The organism is Actinomadura sp. NBRC 104425, from assembly GCF_030269545.1.
GTDB classification, from domain to species: domain Bacteria; phylum Actinomycetota; class Actinomycetes; order Streptosporangiales; family Streptosporangiaceae; genus Spirillospora; species Spirillospora keratinilytica.
This window is the reverse complement of record NZ_BSTN01000001.1, coordinates 519,670-537,252: the sequence shown is the minus strand read 5'-3', so window position 1 is coordinate 537,252 and position 17,583 is coordinate 519,670. Positions and strand designations below refer to the sequence as shown.

13 protein-coding genes are annotated in these 17,583 nt (G+C 73.6%); 8 read left to right on the top strand and 5 right to left on the bottom strand.

Translation table 11 applies throughout. From position 1 onward, the window contains the following. Positions 1-83: 83 nt before the first annotated feature. Positions 84-356: a hypothetical protein gene (locus QSK22_RS02465; RefSeq protein ID WP_285492242.1), complete on the bottom strand. Its 273-nt coding sequence runs from the start codon at positions 354-356 to the stop codon at positions 84-86. Between the two features lie 195 nt (positions 357-551). Here QSK22_RS02465 and QSK22_RS02460 point away from each other — a divergent pair, with 195 nt between their 5' ends. Further along, a complete protein-coding gene (locus tag QSK22_RS02460) occupies positions 552-815 on the top strand; it encodes a GntR family transcriptional regulator (RefSeq protein ID WP_285492241.1) in 264 nt (87 codons plus the stop codon). A 330-nt stretch (positions 816-1,145) separates the two neighbouring features. Here QSK22_RS02460 and QSK22_RS02455 read toward each other — a convergent pair whose 3' ends face one another. Both QSK22_RS02455 and QSK22_RS02450 read right to left on the bottom strand, forming a co-directional pair. Next, a complete protein-coding gene (locus tag QSK22_RS02455; RefSeq protein WP_285492240.1) occupies positions 1,146-1,958 on the bottom strand; it encodes a DUF2637 domain-containing protein in 813 nt (270 codons plus the stop codon). 1,257 nt (positions 1,959-3,215) lie between these two features. Next, positions 3,216-4,454, bottom strand: a complete 1,239-nt coding sequence (locus QSK22_RS02450; protein WP_285492239.1) for an MFS transporter — start codon at positions 4,452-4,454, stop codon at positions 3,216-3,218. 317 nt (positions 4,455-4,771) lie between these two features. On the opposite strand from QSK22_RS02450, the gene QSK22_RS02445 reads away from it, so the two are divergent. Next, entirely contained in the window at positions 4,772-6,889 is a 2,118-nt protein-coding gene (locus QSK22_RS02445) for a WD40 repeat domain-containing serine/threonine protein kinase (protein ID WP_285492238.1), read from the top strand. Positions 6,890-7,034: 145 nt separating this feature from the next. On the opposite strand, the gene QSK22_RS02440 is transcribed toward QSK22_RS02445, so the two are convergent. Then, on the bottom strand, positions 7,035-7,751 hold the full coding sequence (locus tag QSK22_RS02440) for a GntR family transcriptional regulator (protein WP_285492237.1): 717 nt from the start codon (positions 7,749-7,751) through the stop codon (positions 7,035-7,037). Between the two features lie 752 nt (positions 7,752-8,503). Here QSK22_RS02440 and QSK22_RS02435 point away from each other — a divergent pair. Beyond that, entirely contained in the window at positions 8,504-8,971 is a 468-nt protein-coding gene (locus tag QSK22_RS02435; protein ID WP_285492236.1) for a cysteine dioxygenase, read from the top strand. Positions 8,972-9,033: 62 nt separating this feature from the next. Here QSK22_RS02435 and QSK22_RS02430 read toward each other — a convergent pair whose 3' ends face one another. Then, positions 9,034-11,154, bottom strand: a complete 2,121-nt coding sequence (locus tag QSK22_RS02430) for a hypothetical protein (RefSeq protein ID WP_285492235.1) — start codon at positions 11,152-11,154, stop codon at positions 9,034-9,036. A gap of 156 nt (positions 11,155-11,310) precedes the next feature. On the opposite strand from QSK22_RS02430, the gene QSK22_RS02425 reads away from it, so the two are divergent. The 5 genes from QSK22_RS02425 to QSK22_RS02405 all read left to right on the top strand — a co-directional run bounded on the left by QSK22_RS02425 (position 11,311) and on the right by QSK22_RS02405 (position 17,569). Continuing rightward, a complete protein-coding gene (locus QSK22_RS02425) occupies positions 11,311-12,201 on the top strand; it encodes an EI24 domain-containing protein (RefSeq protein ID WP_285492234.1) in 891 nt (296 codons plus the stop codon). A 52-nt stretch (positions 12,202-12,253) separates the two neighbouring features. Next, entirely contained in the window at positions 12,254-13,453 is a 1,200-nt protein-coding gene (locus QSK22_RS02420; RefSeq protein WP_285492233.1) for a hypothetical protein, read from the top strand. A 106-nt stretch (positions 13,454-13,559) separates the two neighbouring features. Then, entirely contained in the window at positions 13,560-15,680 is a 2,121-nt protein-coding gene (locus QSK22_RS02415) for an acyl-CoA dehydrogenase family protein (RefSeq protein ID WP_285492232.1), read from the top strand. Positions 15,681-15,725: 45 nt separating this feature from the next. Next, positions 15,726-17,438, top strand: a complete 1,713-nt coding sequence (locus tag QSK22_RS02410) for an MmpA family trehalose lipid delivery protein (RefSeq protein WP_285492231.1) — start codon at positions 15,726-15,728, stop codon at positions 17,436-17,438. Continuing rightward, on the top strand, positions 17,438-17,569 hold the full coding sequence (locus QSK22_RS02405; RefSeq protein WP_285492230.1) for a hypothetical protein: 132 nt from the start codon (positions 17,438-17,440) through the stop codon (positions 17,567-17,569). Before QSK22_RS02410 ends, QSK22_RS02405 begins: the two co-directional genes overlap by 1 nt. Positions 17,570-17,583 lie beyond the last annotated feature (14 nt).

The window sequence follows — 17,583 nt, the reverse complement described above, 5'->3', positions numbered from 1 at the left end:
GTACCCCTACACACACACGGGGGCGCGGCCGTCTGGAACCGCGGCCCCGGGGAGTATGCCCCCAACCCCCAGGGCCGCGGGGTCTACGTGGCCGCGCCGTCCTGGTCGGCGCGGCGTTTGAGATCGGCCTCTGCCATGCCGCGGGCCAGCTCCTCGGCCGCGGCGACGATCGTCGCCTTGATGCGCTCGGCGGTGACCGCGAGCTCCAGCTCCCCGAAGCTGCTGGCGCCGACGAGCAGGCGGCACCCGTACTCGAGCTGATAGCGGGACAGGCCGCCGCGTCGCCGGGCCAACCACCGGCCGTCGTCGTCGCAGGACACGTCCCACTCCGGTAGCTCAGGCAGCCCGTCCGCCATGTCGTCCTCCCATCGGTGCCGGCGGCGCGCGGGCCCCCGCCATGGAGATGCCTAGGACCTGCCAGAGGACGGGCAGCCCGCGCGCACCGCCCCGCCGTAGCGGGACGTGCACGGGATGCTACACAGGTTCACCATGGTGGGCCAGGGTATGCCCTACCTTGGTTTGGCCACCCGTGGCCACGTACGTTCCGGGCCATGTCGATCAACCATGACGACGTCAGGGCGCCGTACCTGCAGCTCGCCGACATCCTGAGGGAGCGCATCGCCAAGGGCGAGATCGCCCCGGGTAAGCGCCTGCCGTCGCTCATGGACATGGAGCGCGAGTTCGGGCTGAACCAGAAGACCATCCGCAAGTCGCTGGCCGTGCTGAAGGACGAGGGTCTGATCGAGTCGTCACCGGGGCGGGGGATGTTCGTGAAGGCCCAGCCGGACGACGACCGGGCCGAGGACGGCGACTAGGCCGGCGACGAGTAGACCGCCGCCCCACACGCCGGGGCGGACGGCCACCAGGGGTGTCCACGCCCATGGACGCCCTCCCCTGCCCACGTGCGCACGGGCCGCACGGTAACGGCGTGAAGCCGTTCAATGCGGAGAGTCCATAAGTGTTCCCGCAGATCTGCGGGAGTTTCCCCCCTGCCCACGTGCGCACGGGGCGCACGAAAAGGCGATGGAATCCATCGGAATTTCCGTCCCCGCGCGCACGGGCCGGACTCCATAGGTCATGTTGATTCTACATCTCCTAATGGGGGGGCCACGGATTCCAGGCCCCACGCGCCCGGGCCTTATGCGTCACGCGGCGCTGCTCTCGCCGCTCTCGCGACCGGACACGCCCCCCTCGGGGGTGCTCTCGCGAGCGGTCGCGACCGGCTCACGAGCGCTCTCACGAGCGCTCTCACGGGCGCTCTCGGCCTCCAGGGCGGCACGGACGCGAACGGCGCGCGGGTGGCCGATGCGCAGCTCCCGGCGCAGCGCCCGGACCGACGGGAGACCACCGGTCGCGAGCACCTCGGCGAAGCGGGCCCGGGCGGTCGCGATCAGCTCGGCGAGATCATCCGGTCCCGCGACCGCGGTCGCGACCGGTGCGGGGTCGGCCTCACGGGTGGTCGCGAGGGCCGGGAGCACGTCCCACCACTCCATGCCGACCGGGCCGTCGGGCCACGGCTCGGGCTCGACCGCCTCCGCCTCTGCCGGCATCGCCATCGCCTCGGCGGGCCGGACGCCCTGCCGGGCCCTGATGAGCCCCATGAGCAGCTCGACGGTCAGGATCAGGGTCACGGCGGGCCACGCGGCCACCAGGGCGCCCACGACGCCGTGAGCGACGCCGTGGGCGAGGTTCGCCGCGATGGTCGCCACGATGCCGAGCGCGAGCGCCAGCCGCGCCAGGCCCGGGGGCGGTGCGTCCCGCCGGGCCGAGTCGAGCATCACCAGGCCGGCGACGAGGAGAAGCCCGTCGGCGGTCACGGGGACGAGCGCGGCCGTCGTGCCGGTCTCGCCGTGCTGGACGGCCAACGTGTAGGCGTGCCGGTAGGAGATCACAGCCGCGATCGCGGCGACCGTGACCACGACGAGCGCGGCGGTCACTCGGATGAGACGATCGGACATAGTCAGCGCTCCGTTCGCTGATCAGGCCCCGGCCGGTGGTGGAGTCACCGCGTCCGGGGCCGCCTTCATGGGTTGACGGCGGCCGTCCAGGCTGGGGCGGGCGCGCCCACTTTACGCCCGCAAAATGACGGAAGACGGTCAACTCTGATCAACGTAAGTCAACGTCCAGAACCGTCTAAGGCGCTGGTCAGAGCGTCTTAGGCAACGGTGCCCAACGGTACCCAACGGTGCCGTATGAAGGACGCGGGTTCGATTCCCGCCACCTCCACTTCGTGGGCGACGTGTGGTCGCGGCCCCTGCGGGGCCGCTTCCCGCGACTCGTTCCGAATCTGTCCCAGGGGGGCGACCCCCTGGACCCCCGTTGGGCCCTGTGCTCGGCGAGCCGCGCTCGCCTCCGCACAGGGCCTGTTGCGTGTCTGGGGGCGATGTGTGACGCGAGCCTTGCGGGACCGCTTCGTTCAACTCGTTCTGGAGTCTTCGGGGGTGTCCCTGAGGCTTGTGCGCTGGGGGGCGGTGGGCTGTGTTTGTCCGCGTGTAGGGCGCGCTGTGCCTCGTGGGCTGTGCGGTTGCGGCTTCTTGCGGGGTGCTTCCGCTACCGCGTTTCGGGGTCTCCTGGGGGTGTGACCTCCGGCATCCCAGTTGGGGTCTGTGCTTTGTGGGCCGTGCTCGGCTCCGCCCAGGGCCTGTTGTGTGTCTGGGGGGCGACGTGTGGTCTCGGGGCCTTTTGCGGGGGGCGGTTCGTTCGACTTGTTCCGTGTGCCGGAGGGGGGTTCTCCCTACGACCCCTGTTGGGCTCTGTGCTCGGCGCACTGCGCTCGCCATCTGTTGTGCTTTGTGGGGGACGCGTGGTTGCGGTCCCTGACGGGGGCTGCTTCCCTCGGCTCGTTTCGCAGGGTGACCTCCTAGGCCCCCGTTGGACCCTGCTTGGTGAGCTGCGCTCGCCTGCGCGCGGGGCTCGCTTGCGTGTCTGGGGATGTGTGGTCGCCGCCTTGCGGGGCCGCTTCGTTCGACTTGTTCCGGGTTCTCCGGGGGGACCTCCTGGAGACTTGCGTCGGGCCCTGTGCTTGGTGAGCTGCGCTTGCCTCCGCACAGGGCCTGTTGTGTGTCTGGGGGCGATGTGTGGTCGCGGGGCCCCTGTGCGGGGGCTGTTTCCTTCGGCTTGTTCTGGATCTCTTCCGGGGGTGATCCCTGAGGGGCCGGTCGGGGGTGTGAGTGGGCCCCGGGCCGTCGGGGTGGGGGACGGCCCGGGGCGCGGGGTTAGGAGTGGACGGCTGCTGGGGTTCGTTCGGCGGGTGCGGGCTCGTGGCGGATTGACGTGAAGGTCATCGCGGCCGCACCCAGGGCGCCGATCAGGGCGAACGCGTAGAAGCCCCAGGGATAAGCGAGTCCGGCCGACAGCAGGGAGCCGCCGAGCAGCGGGCCGCAGATCGCGCCGATGCGTCCGACTCCGGCCACGGCGCCGAGGCCGGTCGCGCGGCTCGCCACCGGGTAGGCGCGGCTGACGGCGGCGTAGACGAGGACCTGTGCGCTGAACACGAAGCAGCCCGCGAGGAAGACCGCCGCGTACAGGCCGACGCTCGGCAGCTTGATGCTGAGCAGCGCCAGGAACACCGCCGCGGCGCCGAACCAGCCGATCGTCGCCGGGCGCACGCCCCTGCGGTCGGCCACGTATCCGGCGAGGAACAGGCCGGCGATGGCGCCGAGGTTCAGGGTGAGCAGCAGGCTCAGCGCGGCGCCGAGCGGGTAGCCGGCCTGCCGCATGATCTCCGGCAGCCAGGTGTTCAGGCCGTACACCAGCAGCAGCCCCATGAAAGAGGCCACCCAGAACGCCAGCGTCGTGCGCAGCAGGCCGCCCCGGAACAGGGTGCCCACCGTGGCGGTGGCGGCCGGCTTCGCTGCACCGGACGCGCGGGCGGCCAGGAACGAGGTGGACTCGGGCAGGTACCGCACCATGAGCGGCACCAGCACCAGCGCGGGCAGGGCGCCGATCACGAACATGGCGCGCCAGCCCAGCGACGGGATGACCGCCATGCCCAGCAGGGCGGTGAGGACGGCACCGACGTGGTAGCCGGTCATGATCGTCGTGGTGGCGCTGCTGCTGCGTTCCTGCCGGGCGTGCTCACCGACCAGGGTGATCGCGGTGGGCAGGCAGCCGCCCAGCCCGAGACCGGCCAGGAAGCGCAGCAGTCCGAACACCGCGGCCGACGGCGCGACCGCGCACAGGACGGTGAACACCGAGAAGGCGGTCACCGCGATGATCAGTGCCTTGCGGCGGCCGACGATGTCGGTGATCGCGCCGATCGCCAGCGCGCCGATGGTCATGCCGACCAGGCCGGCCGTGGACACCGCCGACGCGGTGCCCGGGGTCATGTCCCAGACGTGCTCGCGCAGTAGGACGGGGATGACCGTGCCGAGCACCACCAGGTCGAAGCCGTCCAGGAGCACGGCCGCCCAGCAGAGCGGCAGCGCCCAGGCACGAGCGGGGTGGGACGCCATAAGCGACCTCCTGTGAACTGCCTCACGAAACGGGGTGGCGTCCATGGTCTCGGCGGGTCAGCGCGTTGCCGCGGATCCTCTTCCGCTGAGTGGAAGCGTTTGTTAACGATCAGTGACGTATCGGTCGCAGCAGTTCGGCGGCCGAGCACGTCGGTGCCTTTCCCAACGGCCGTTCGAGGGGCCGCGGCACAGGCGATCCGGAGCCGTCCGGTCCGTAGTCAATATGGGTCCGCGATGTGTTTGCAGAACGTCAGCGGCCGGTGGTGTGATTTATGCCGCCCGGCGACGGTGGCGGTTGCCGAGGAAGGGACAGGGGCGTGGAAACCGGAGAGGTGCTCGCCGGTAGATACCGGCTCACCAAGCGGCTCGGCCAAGGCGGCATGGGAGAGGTGTGGGCCGCCGAGGACACGCAATTGCGGCGGCGGGTCGCAGTCAAGATCGTCCTGGGGAGCATGTACGGCTCGTCCACCGTGGTCGCTCGGCTGCGGCGGGAGGCCGAGAACGCCGCGCAGCTGCAGCACCCGGGGATCACCGTGGTCCACGACATCGGGGAGCACGACGGTCACCCGTTCTTCGTGATGGAGCTGCTGGACGGCACCGACTACACCGAGATCCTGGCCCGCAACCCCCGCGGCCTGCCCGTCGACCGGGTCGTGGAGACGGGGGCCGCGGTGGCGGACGCGCTGGCCTACGCGCACCGCAGGGGCGTGGTGCACCGCGACATCAAGCCCGCCAACCTCATGGAGCTCGCCGAGGGCGGCGTGAAGATCTGCGACTTCGGGATCTCCCGGTCCGTCGACGCCACCGGCCGGCTCACCGCCACCGGCGGGATGCTGGGCACGCCCGCCTACATGGCGCCCGAGCAGTACGAGGGTCGGCCCGCCGACGCCCGCACCGATCTGTACGCCTTCGGCTGCACCCTGTATGCGCTGCTGACCGGCGACGCGCCGTTCGACGGCGAGACGGTGCCCGCGCTGATGCGGCAGCACCTGACCGCCGAGCCGGTGCCGCCGTCCCGGCGCCGACCCGACATCCCCGCGGAGCTGGACCGGCTCGTCCTGTGGCTGCTCGCCAAGAACCCCGCCGACCGGCCCGCTTCGGCCGAGGAGGTGGCGGCGCGGCTGCGGGCCCTGGCCTCCGCCGGCCCCGTGCCGCCCATGGAGCAGCCGCCGTCCTGGTCGCCGACGCCGGCCCCGAACCCGGTCCCGACGCCCCCGCCGGCGAATCCGGCTCCCGCCGCCCCCTACCCGGGCGTGCCGCAGCCCGTCCACCCCGCCCCCGGCGTCCAGACCCCGCAGCCGTGGCCGGTGGGCGCCGCCCCCGCCCCGAACGTGCCGCCGGCCGCCCCGGCCGTCCCGCACGCCCAGCCGGGCGCGGGCGTCGGGCCGATGCCTCCGCCGGTGGCCGGGATGCCGCAGGGCGGCCCGCCGCCGCGCCGCAAGACGGGGCGCCGCGCCGTCCTGCTCGGCGGGTTCGTCGTCGTGGCCGGCGCGGCCGTGGGTGGGGGCGTCTGGGCGGCGGACCGCCTGCTCACCTCCGGCGAGTCCGAGAGCACCGTCCTCAAGGGCCACACCGACGACGTGCATGCGGTGGCGTTCAGCCCGGACGGCAAGACCCTCGCCTCGGGCGCCATGGACGGCACGGTGCGGCTGTGGGACGTCTCCGGCGAACGCGCCGTCGCCGTTCTGGACGACTACGGGGAAGCGGTCTACTCGGTGGCCTACAGCCCCGACGGCAGGATCCTGGCCGCCGCCGGGGAGGGCGACGGGGTCCAGCTGTGGGACACCAGGACCAGGCAGGCCGGCGCCGTCCTCAAGGACAGGAGCATCCGCATCTCCTCCCTGGCGTTCAGCCCGGACGGCAGGATCCTGGCCGCCGCCGACAGCGGCAGCCCCTCCATGAAGCTGTGGGACATGTCCACCCGGCGGGTGCGCGCCGAGCTGGAGGGCCTGGCCTACAACGCCGAGTCGGTCGCGTTCAGCCCCGACGGCAAGATCCTGGCGATCGGCAGCAACGAGAACCCGGTGACGCTGTGGGACGTGGCGACCGCGCGGAACATCGCGGAGCTCGGCACCCACGACGACGGCGTCTTCGCGGTGGCGTTCAGCCCGGACGGCAAGACCCTGGCGTCCGGCGGAGGCGACAACAAGGTGCGCCTGTGGAGTGTGGCGGGCAAGCGCATGATCGGCACCTTCGACAACGCCGCCAACTGGATCAAGTCGCTCACCTACAGCTCGGACGGCAAGTACCTGGCCGCGGGTGACGCCGACGGCACGACGTGGGTGTGGGATCTGGCCACCAACCGGCCCACCACCTACAAGGTCCGTGTGATGACGGTCGACGCGGTCGCCTTCAGCCCGGACGGCAGGACCCTGGCCACCGGCCATGTCGATCACACGGTGCGGCTGTGGAAGGTCGGCTCCGGCACCGAGTGAGGCGCCCCCTGCGCACATGGGAGCGCGGCGGGTCGGTGCGGCCGCGCGCGACAGCCGGGGTGTGACGCGGTCGATCCGCCCTTCGCGGGTGTCGCGTGGATGTCGTCGCAGTCTCCCCCGCTGAGCCGGGGAGGCGTGCCCGGTCTCAGGCGTCCTGCAGCAGGGCGGCGGCCGGTCGGGTCTCCCCGTCCGCGGCGGAGGCCGTGCGGAGCCGGCGGGCCGCCTGGACGCCCAGGCTGGTGTCGATGTGCTCGCGCATCACCGCGGCGGCGCCCTCGGCGTCGCCGCCGATGACGCAGTCCAGCAGCGCCTGGTGCTCGGCCGCCTTCTTGTCGCGTTCGGCCTGGCTGCGTTCGACCTCCAGGGCGAGCCGCCGGTACCGGTCGGCCTTGTCCCACAGCCCGTCAAGGGTGCTGATGAGCAGGTCGTTGTGGGAGGCGCGGTAGATCGCGGCGTGGAACCGGCGGTGCGCGACCAGCTGCTCGACCGTCGGCTCGCCGGGCAGGGGGCGCAGGCCGTGGGCGGACTCGCGCAGGGCGCGGATGTCGTCCTTGGTGCGGCGTTCGGCGGCCAGCGCGGCCGCCAGCGGGTCGAGTGAACGCCGGATCTCCAGCAGGTCCCGGGCCTCCTCCGCGGTCAGCGGCGTCACCCGGGCGTCCCGGTGGGCGTCCAGATCGACCAGGCCGTCGCTCTTGAGGCGGCGCAGCGCCTCGCGCAACGGGGTGGTGCTGATGCCGATGTCACGCGCGAGTTTCGCCTGGGGGATGACCGACCCCGGGGGGAGCTCGCCCGACAGGATCCGCTCCCGGACCTGCACGTAGGCGAACTCGGCCTTGGTCATGGGCTCCGTCGGCTGGCTCATGGGCCCCCCATCGCGTCGGTCACGCTTATAGCCTACACCACCGCTGTCGCCTGGACCGACCCACTTGCCGGGCCGGGGCATCCCGCCTGTAGGGCGCAAACATCCTGGTCCGGACGGAACGGGGGAAGGGGGCCGACCAAAAGATCTTGCCCGGGGGTTGAGGTAATAGGTTATAACGAAGCAAATGGTCGCGGCGCTGCTGGTGGTCTTGCAGGTCAAGCTGCTGCGGGACGCGCAGCAGTTCGTCTCGGTGCGGGGCAAGGCCACCCGGCTGCGCAAGCTCGACCTCGGCCGGCTCAAGTGGGTCAGCATCGCGGCCATCACCCTCTACGTGGTGTCGGGGGCGCTGGTGCCGGCACCGAGTCGGCGACGGCCGAGTCCAGCGAGCCGATCACTGCCGCCCGGGCCGGCCGCCGGGCGGCGACCTCGCCGATGCGGCTCGATACCCCCGCGAGGTCCAGCACTACCTGCACGGCGGCGTCATGCCCTACGTGCTGCGCGCCCTGTTGGACTCGTCTCCCGCCCCCGACGGCGCGTGACCGCCGCACCCCGCCCGCGAGGCGGGGTGCCGCTAAGGTCAACCCACAATTCCGACTGGCATGGTCCGGAAACCGGTATGCTGGTCGCCATGCGTCCCGGAACTTCCCTCTGGTCGCGCCTGCACGTCGACTTCCGGCGGCAGGCCAGCGACCTGTGTCGCCGCGCCGAGCGTTGAGCCGAGCCGAAGCGACGAGGAAAGGGACCGAAACACCATGACCGCGAGCACGACCGCGCCCACCACCACGCCCGCGACCGCGAACAGGCTGGCCGAGATGGCGAGCGCGCTGGCCGCCGACCCGAGCGACTGGCTGTGGCGCGTGCGGCTCAACCCCGACGGGCGCTGGTACGAGCGGCTGCACCAGGACGAGGACCACGAGGTCTGGCTGATCAGCTGGCTGCCCGGCCAGTCCACCGGCCTGCACGACCACGGCGGCTCGCGCGGCGCGTTCGCCGTCGCGCTGGGGGAGCTGGAGGAGGACGACCTGGGCGGCACGCGGCAGGTCGGCACGGGGCAGACGCGCGCGTTCGGCCCCGACTACATCCACGACGTGCGCAACACCTCGACGGCGCCCGCCGTGAGCGTGCACGTGTACTCGCCGCCGCTGTCGGTGATGAACCGCTACGAGCGCACCGACTCCGGCCTGAGGCTGCTGGCCGAGGAGCGCGCCGAGCAGTGGTGACCCGGTGACGCGCTGCGGCTCCGCGTCCACCGCCGGTGCTCAAGACAGGCGGTGGACGCGGATCACCGCGCGGGCGCGCCCTCCTCAAGTCCTGATTCGGTGTGGCGGTCGGTGCCCGCCGTGATGGCCGCGCGCAGCCGCCAGCGGCCGGAGCCGCTGGTGCCGACCTGGAGCAGCGTCCACGGCTGCAGGTCGATCGGCGCACCGTCATCGTCGGCCGGTGCGAGCCCCTCGGTGAGGCGGTGCACGGTGAAGCCGCCCTTCCCGAGGAAGGACGTCTCCAGGCGCGCCGAAGGGCCGGTGTAGAGCAGCACCGCCGGGTGGGCGCCCTGCACGGAAGAGGCGCCGAACGGGTGGACATGGTCTGCGCCCGGCCCAACCAGCAGGTCCGGGGTGTCCGGTATCTGCCGCAGCGGCAGGATCTCGATGGTCCAGTCGCCGTCCGCACGCACTTCCAGGACGGCTCCGGTGGGGACGGCGAACGAGCAGACGGAGGCGAGCGCGGCCGGCTGCGGTCCCCGCCGCTCGACGGGGACGACCTGCCCCACGCTGTGGCGGAGGGTGAGATCGGGGCCGCGCAGGAGCACCTCATCGGCTCCGCCTTCGGTGAGGATGCCGATGCCGGGCGGCCCCTCGTATCCGACCACGTCGCATCCGCGGCCGGAGATCGTCCGGTCGAACGCGCGGGCCGTTTCCGCGTCGCCGAACGCGACCGTCCAGGCGCCCGCCGCCTTGACCCGCAGCCGCGCCCCGCCGTCGACGACGAACCGGGCGGACGCGCCGCCGGGCACCGACGTCGGCGGCGCCCCCGGGCGCAGGCCGGTGCGGCCCGCGAGGACGCGCAGGCGAGCGGCGCCGTCGTTGGCGATCTCGGCGAGCACGGGCTGCGGTGACGTCTCCTTGATCGTGATCGACCGGTCGCCGGTGCCGGTGTGGACGGCGCGCCTGCCGTGCAGGAAGTGGTCGGCGGGCTCGAAGCCCGGCTGGCGGGGCGGCGTCTCCGGGACGCCCAGCCAGCGGCGCAGGTCGCCCGCCACCCGTTCCGGGTCGCTGACGCGCAACGAGATCCGGCGGTACCGCTCGCCGCGCCGGGGCAGCAGAGGGCGGTCGGCCAGGCGCCGGTCCATGCCCGGGTGGATGAGCCAGATCCAGTTGCCCCACCTGCGGCGCCGTCCGGGCAGACGCACGCCGGTGCGGAGCAGAAGATCGAGGTTGAGCGGTTCCCGGAACGGCGTCAGTTCGGCATGCCCGTCCGCGCCCAGATAAGCGCCGGAGGACTCGCCGGTCGCCCGGACGGCGGCGATGTCCGCACGCCGGATCCGCGCCGCCTTCCACAGCAGCACGCCGTCTCGAATGACGATCTCGTCGTCGAGCACCCGCAGCCTCGGGCGCAGCAGCAGCATCCGGCCGATCTGCACCGCCAGGGTGACGGGCACCGCCAGCGCGGCGGCGAGGAACAGGTTGAACAGCAGTTCGTCGAAACCGGCGGGGTCGTCGTGCAGCAGCAACTCCGAGCCTGCCCAGGCGGAGCCGATCGCCGCCGGCAGCACGAACGGATACGCCAGCGCCCAGCCGCAGGTCCGCGCCGGCGCTCGGACGATCTTCACCGGCACCGCGGACGGGCCCCAGGCGCTCCAGCCCCAGCGGTCCGCGGTGAACAGCTCGCGGGCCCGGGATCGCAGGGCATCGGCCGGGTCGAAGGCCCGCAGGCGCCCGGGCAGCTCGGCCCACGGCGTCCGCAGGGCCAAGACCGCCGCGCCGACGAGACCGATGGCGCCGAACACCAGCCCGAACACCAGTGCCGAGACGGCCTCGCCCCGCTCCGGGGAGCCGTCCGCCGCGTACACGGAGTCGTGTGCCCCCACGTCGAGGGCGGGAACCCGGTCGCCGCGGGCGACGGCGTCCGCGTCCACGCCGCGCAGCCGGACGCCGGAGGTGCCGTCCTGCGGGGCGCCGTCGGGAGTGAACGTCCCGTACCAGAAGCAGCCGCCGCGGCCGCAGCTGCGCGACTCGGCGACGAACGCGCCCGCACGGCCGTCCCCGGCCGCGGCGCGGTCGGCCGCGCGGTCCTCGCGGACCGCCTGGCCCAGCCCGAACACGGCGAACGCGAGCGAGGCGAGCACCACCACCCACGCCAGTGCGGGCGAGAACGACTCCGGACGGCGATCCGAAACGCCGGACATGCGCATCACCCTCACCGGCGCGGGGAGACGTTGATCACACCATGATCGCATAAACCGGCAGGACGGGACCGCCGGTACCTTCGCAGGGCGCGCAGGTCGGCAGCGGAGCGCAACGCACTGATCGCGGAGTGATCCCGAGGCCGCTAGGTTGGGGCCATGGTTCAGCCGTACGAGCAGCACGGGCCGGGCGTCCCCGGCCGGACGGGGCGACCGGTGCAGACGGGCCCGCACGGCGCGGCGGGCCCGCAGGGGCCGATGGGCCAGGTGAACATGCCGGGCGGCGCGGAGGCGCCCCGCCCGTCGTGGTTCAAGGACCTGTTCAACGGGGTCGGCTACCTGTTCCGGGGGCTGGCCTGGGTGGCGCGGCGCCCCGCGCAGTGGCTGTTCGGGCTGATCCCGGCGTTGATCGTGCTCGCGGTGTACGCGGCGGGGCTGGTCGCGCTGGCGTGGAACCTGGGCGACCTGGCCGGGTGGGTGACGCCGTTCGCCGACGGCTGGTCGTCCGGGCTGCGGGACGCCACGCGGATCGTCGCCGGTGTGGCGATCTTCGGGGCGGCGCTGTTCCTGGCGGTGGTGACGTTCACCGCGGTGACGCTGCTGGTGGGCGACCCGTTCTACGAGGCGATCTCGGTGCGGGTGGAGGAGTCGCAGGGCGGCGCCCCGCCGGAGCCGGACGTGCCGCTGCTCACCCAGATCGGGCGGGCGATCGGCGACGCGATCGTGATGGGCCTGATCGCCCTGCTGTTCGCCGTGCTCTTCTTCGCCTGCGGGTTCCTGCCCGTCGTCGGCCAGACCGTGGTGCCGGTGGTGGCGGCGTGCGTGTCGGGCTCCCTGCTGGCCGTTGAGCTGACCTCCGTGGCGCTGGAACGCCGCGGCCTGCTGCGCCGGGACCGGCTCGCGGTGCTGCGCCGGTACCGGCCGCTGGCCGTCGGGTTCGGCGTGGCGACGTTCGTCACGTTCATGGTGCCGCTGGCGGCGGTGGTGATGATGCCCGCCGCCGTGGCGGGCGCCACACTGATGGTGCGGGAACGTCTGATTGTTTCCTGAGTGTGACTGGGGGCGGCAGTGCCCCCAGTGATCTTCGCGTAACGTGTGCCGCATGTCCGATCAGGGGGAGCGCGACGCGCGCTGGACCGAGATGAGCGACGGTAGCGAGAGGGGAGAGCGCTCGGGCGCCACGCCGCCGGAGGCCGAGGACGTCAAGGTCGCGCCCATACCGGACGCCAAGCCCGCCAAGGCCGGGGCCGCCAAGGCCCCCGCCGGGGCGGCGGCCGCCGGGTCCGGCGACCGGGCCGAGCGGTCGGCGAACGACGAGCAGGGCGAGCAGGCCGGGCAGGCCGACCGGTGGGAAGGCGAGCTGTTCGACGGGGCCGGGCCGGACGCGGACGGCGCCGCCGACCCGCGGTACCAGGCGCCGACGTCGAACACCGCGACCCCCGCCAAGCCGGGCCGCCCCAGCAGCGGCAACTGGCAGATGCCCGCGTGGATGGCCGACGAGGCGGCCGCCGACGCCAAGCTGGGCGGCTCCACCGCCCCGGACGTCGACGAGGACCGCGGCCGGTCGCGGCTGGCGCTGTACGGCGGCGTCGGGCTGCTCGTGCTGGGGCTGCTGGCGGCGGGCGCCGTCTACTACGTCAAGCAGCGCGACGACGACTCCGGCTCCGGCGAGGAGAAGGGGGCGACGACGCGCGGCGTCCAGGAGCCCGCGGTGTCGCTGCCCGCCGACCGTCCGCTGCGCCGCTTCCCCGGGCAGCCCAGCAAGGTGCTGGCGCAGGTCACCGACGCCCAGGCGGGCCTGTCGTACCCGCGGCTGGCCCAGCCCTGGCAGGTGCCGACCAAGCAGAACAAGCTGGCGGTGTCGGGCTGGTCGGGGCAGCAGATCCTGGTCACCGAGCGCAACGGCGGGCGGATCTGGTACGGGCAGCTGCTCACCGGCACGCTCGCCCCGGCGCTGCGCGGCTCCTACGACGGGCCGTCGAGCGTCCGGTCCGTGGCCGCCTTGGCCGCCAAGGACATCGAGGCCACGTACTACCAGTTCCCGCACAAGTCGTCGCCGCTGGCGTCGCAGGCGCTGCCGGTGGGCGGCCGCCAGGGCTGGCTGGTCGCCTCGTACCTGACCTACAAGCGGGCCGGGGTGCGCGCCACCGGCGAGGTGGTCGCGACCGCCGTGATCGACACCGGCAAGCCCGCCCCGGCGGTGGTGTTCGCGTCGGTGCCGAACACGCACCGCAAGAAGTGGCCGGACGTCAATCGGTTCCTGTCCGGGCTGAAGCCCGCGTCCCGCACCGGCACCACCTGACCGGCGCCGCCGGCCTCTTCACCGCCCTTGGGGGCGGTCTTCCCCTCGGCAACCGAATGGCGTTCTATTAGGCTGTGCGCCGCACGCCGAGGAGAAGGGGCCGGGCATGGCGATCGGGCTGACTGAGGAACACGAACGGCTGGCCGAGGCGGTCCGCGGGCTCACCGGACGGCACGTCACGTCCAAGGCCGTGCGGGAGGCCGACGACAGCGGGTTCCGCGCGGCGCTCGCCGCGCAGGGGCTGCCGGGGCTGCACCTTCCCGAACGGTACGGCGGCCAGGGCTTCGGCCTGCTCGAACAGGCCGTCGCGCTGGAGGAGCTCGGCCGGGCCCTCGCCCCCGGCGCCTATCTGCCGACCGTCCTGGCCTCCGCCGTCATCGACGCGGGCGGATCCGAGGCGCTCAAGGCCGAGGTGCTGCCGGGGCTGGCGGACGGCTCGCGCGCCGGCTGCGTGGCGCTCGGCGGGCTCGGCGGGCCGCCGGTGCTGGGCGCGGCGGACGCCGACGTGTTCGTCGTGCCGGCCGGGGACCGCTGGGCCGTGGTCGACCGCGACCGGGTCGAGGTGTCGGAACTGGAGTCGCTGGACCTGACGCGCCCCGTCGCGGCGGTCGCCGGCGCGCTCGCCGACGTGCCCGAGGAGCGCCTGCTCGCGCCGGACGTGGACGTACACGCGATCGTCGTCGTCCTGCTGGGGGCCGAGGCGTGCGGTGTGGCGGGGCGCGCGCTGGACGACGCCGTCGCCTACGCCAAGACCCGCGAGCAGTTCGGCCGCCCCATCGGGCAGTTCCAGGGCGTCAAGCACCGGTGCGCCCGGATGCTGATCGCCGTCGAACGCGCCCGCGCCGCCGTGTGGGACGCCGCCCGCGCGCTGACCGGCGCCGACGCGCCCGAGCAGCGCCGGTACGCGGTGGCGGTGGCCGACGCGCTCGCCGCCGACGCCGCCGTGACCTGCGCCGAGGGCAACATCCAGGTGCACGGCGGCATCGGCTACACCTTCGAGCACGACGCGCACCTGCTCTACCGGCGGGCGCTTTCGCTGCGGGCGCTGCTCGGCCGGGCGAGCGCGGCCCGGGCGCGGGTGGCCGAGCTGGCGGTCGCGGGCGTGCGCCGCCCCGCCGACATCGACCTGCCCGAAGAGGAGGCCGCGCCGCTGCGCGAGCGGATCCGGCCGCAGATCGCCGAGATGGCCGCCATGGACCTCCCGCAGCAGCGCGCCGCGATGGCCGAGGGCGGCTGGGTCACCCCGCACCTGCCCAAGCCCTGGGGCCGCGACGCCGGGCCCGTCGAGCAGATCGTCATCCGGCAGGAGCTGGCCGCGGCGGGCGTGCAGCCGGTCCCGCTGATGATCGCCGGGTGGGTGGTGCCGTCGCTGGTGCAGTACGGCACGCCCGCCCAAAAGGAGCGGTTCCTGCCGCCGACGCTGCGCGGCGAGATCATCTGGTGCCAGCTGTTCAGCGAGCCCGGCGCCGGCTCGGACCTGGCCGGGCTGTCCACGCGCGCGGAGAAGGTCGAGGGCGGCTGGCGGATCACCGGGCAGAAGGTGTGGACGTCGCTTGCCCGGGACGCGCAGTGGGGCATCTGCCTGGCCCGCAGCCACCCGGACCGGCCCAAGCACGACGGCCTCACCTACTTTTTGATCGACATGGCCTCCGCGGGCATCGACATCCGCCCGCTGCGCGAATGCACCGGCGACGCCGTCTTCAACGAGGTGTTCCTGGACGGCGTGTTCGTCCCCGACGAGCTGGTGGTCGGCGGGCCGGGGGAGGGCTGGCGGGTCGCCCGCAACACCCTGGCCAACGAGCGGGTCGGGCTGACCAGCACTTTCCAGCTCGGCGGCGACCTGCCCCGCCTGGTGCGGCTGGCCCGCGAGCTGGGCCTGGCCGACGACCCGGTGGTGCGCGACGAACTGGGGCGGCTGGCCTGCGACGAGCACGCGTTCACGCTGCTGGGCCTGCGCGCCACCCTCAAGCAGATATCCGGCACCGACCCGGGCGCGACCGCCAACGTCCGCAAGCTGGTGGCGATGGAGCACGGGCAGCGCGTCACCGAGTACGGCTTCACGCTGCTGGGCGAGGAGGGCGCCCTGACCGGCGGATGGAAGTCCGAGCTGCGCCGCCGGTGGACCCGCCACCTGCTGGCGTCCCGCGCGATGACCATCGGCGGCGGCACGACCGAGGTCAACCTCAACGTCATCGGCGAACGCATCCTCGGCCTGCCCCGCGACTGAACGGACGGACATCGCGGGCCGGTAGGCGTTAACGTCGGACGTCTGATGGCAGCGGGGGGACGGACGTGGCGGACGGGGTGGCCCCTGCCCGCCTTGACCGGGCTGGGGCTCGGGTTGCTCGTGCTCGGCCCCGGCCTGGCGCCCGGGTTCGTGCTGTCGTACGACATGGTGTTCGTGCCCGACCCCGGGTTCACGCCGTGGACGTTCGGGGTGACCGGGACGGTGCCCCGGCACGTCCCCAGCGACGCGTTCGCCGCGGCGCTCGCCACCGTCCTCCCGGGGGACGTGGCACAGAAAGTCGTCCTGCTCGCCGTCTTCGTCATGGCGTGCATGGCGGCGGCGTCGCTGGTCCCCTCGCCGCGCATACTGCCGAGGCTCGCGGCCGGGGTCTGCTACGCCTGGAACCCGTTCGTCGCCGAGCGCCTGCTGCTGGGGCAGTGGGCGCTGCTGCTGGGGTACGCGGCGCTGCCGTGGGTGGCGGCAGCGGCGGCGGACGCGGACGCACGGGGCGGCGGGCGGCGCCTGGTACGCGCGTTGCTGCCCGCGGCGATCGGGGGGTTCGCCGCGCTGACCGTGTCCGGCATCACCGCGCTGGCCGTGGCGGCGGCGCGGCGCCGTGGCGCGGGGGTGCTGCGGGTCGTCCTGGCGCTGGCCGTGCTGAGCCTGCCCTGGCTCGTGCCGGGGCTGCTGCGCGCCGGGGGCGTGCCGGGGGACGGCGGCGCGGTGGAGGCGTTCGCCGCGCGCGCGGACACCCCGTTCGGGACGCTCGGCAGCCTGCTGCTGCTCGGCGGCGTCTGGAACGGCGAGACCGTGCCCGCCGCATACGGCAACGCCGTCACCTCAGGGGTGTGGCTGGCCGTCGTGCTGGTGGCGTTGTTCGCCTACGGGCGGTGGTGTGCGAACACCGACGCCCCCTGGCAACGCGGTCTGGCGGGGGCGGCGGCGGTCGGGTTCGCGGTGGCGGCCCTGGGCGCTGTGGCGGCGCCCGTGCTGGAGGGGCTGATCGGGCTGTGGTCCGGGTTCGCGGTGTTCCGCGACGGGCAGCAGTACGCGGCGCCCCTGGCCGTCGTCGTCGCCGTGGGGCTGGGCGTGGCCGCCGACCGGGCCGCGCAAGCGCGCTTGGGCGCGGTCACGGCGGGCGCGGTGCTCGCCCCGGTGGTGCTGCTGCCGTCGCTGGCGTGGGGCGCCGCCGGGCAGCTGCGCGCCGTCGACTACCCGGACGACTGGGCGCGGGCACGCGACATCGTCCACGCCGACGAGCAGCCCGGGGTGGTGCTGCTGCTTCCCTGGGCCGCCTACCGGAGCCCGCAGTGGAACCACGGGCGGCGCGTCCTGGACCCGCTGCCCCGCTACCTGCACCGCAGGGTCATCGCCAACGACGCGGTGACCGTGGACGGCACCACCGTCGCGGCGGAGGACCCGCGCGCGGTCCGCCTCGACCCGCTGATCCGGTCGGGCGCCGCGCTGACCGAGGCGCTGCGCCGCGAAGGCGTCCGCTACGTCGCCGTCGACGACCCCGCCAACGCAGGCTCGCAGGCGCGGCGGCTCGCCGGCGCAAAGGTCGTGCTGCGCGGCCGCGACCTCGTCCTGTACCGCATCGACGGCGCGGCGGACGTGCGGGACGAACGGGTGCCGACCGCGGCCGTCGCGGGCGCCTGGATCGTCACGGGTATCGCGATCGTCTGGTCATGGCTGGGCTCAGCCATTACTCTGGGCACCCCGCTACTCGGCCGTAACCCCCGTCGAAGGGTCGACTGATGCGCATCGCGATCTCCGCTCTGGTCGGCGTCCTGCTGGCAGCCGTCGCCTCGTTCGGCGCGGTGCAGCTCGCCAGCGCCTCCCAGAAGGACCCGGTCATCAAGCCGCTCTACAACTACGGTTCCCGCTGACCGCGGCGCCACCG

What these genes read in the sequence shown, in the direction of transcription:
- QSK22_RS02415 (WP_285492232.1), top strand. Translation starts at nt 13,560, where the DNA reads ATGGCGATCGGGCTGACTGAGGAACACGAACGGCTGGCCGAGGCGGTC.
- QSK22_RS02440 (WP_285492237.1), bottom strand. Translation starts at nt 7,751, where the DNA reads ATGAGCCAGCCGACGGAGCCCATGACCAAGGCCGAGTTCGCCTACGTG.
- QSK22_RS02425 (WP_285492234.1), top strand. Translation starts at nt 11,311, where the DNA reads ATGGTTCAGCCGTACGAGCAGCACGGGCCGGGCGTCCCCGGCCGGACG.
- QSK22_RS02455 (WP_285492240.1), bottom strand. Translation starts at nt 1,958, where the DNA reads ATGTCCGATCGTCTCATCCGAGTGACCGCCGCGCTCGTCGTGGTCACG.
- QSK22_RS02450 (WP_285492239.1), bottom strand. Translation starts at nt 4,454, where the DNA reads ATGGCGTCCCACCCCGCTCGTGCCTGGGCGCTGCCGCTCTGCTGGGCG.
- QSK22_RS02405 (WP_285492230.1), top strand. Translation starts at nt 17,438, where the DNA reads ATGCGCATCGCGATCTCCGCTCTGGTCGGCGTCCTGCTGGCAGCCGTC.
- QSK22_RS02465 (WP_285492242.1), bottom strand. Translation starts at nt 356, where the DNA reads ATGGCGGACGGGCTGCCTGAGCTACCGGAGTGGGACGTGTCCTGCGAC.
- QSK22_RS02430 (WP_285492235.1), bottom strand. Translation starts at nt 11,154, where the DNA reads ATGTCCGGCGTTTCGGATCGCCGTCCGGAGTCGTTCTCGCCCGCACTG.
- QSK22_RS02460 (WP_285492241.1), top strand. Translation starts at nt 552, where the DNA reads ATGTCGATCAACCATGACGACGTCAGGGCGCCGTACCTGCAGCTCGCC.
- QSK22_RS02420 (WP_285492233.1), top strand. Translation starts at nt 12,254, where the DNA reads ATGTCCGATCAGGGGGAGCGCGACGCGCGCTGGACCGAGATGAGCGAC.
- QSK22_RS02435 (WP_285492236.1), top strand. Translation starts at nt 8,504, where the DNA reads ATGACCGCGAGCACGACCGCGCCCACCACCACGCCCGCGACCGCGAAC.
- QSK22_RS02410 (WP_285492231.1), top strand. Translation starts at nt 15,726, where the DNA reads ATGGCAGCGGGGGGACGGACGTGGCGGACGGGGTGGCCCCTGCCCGCC.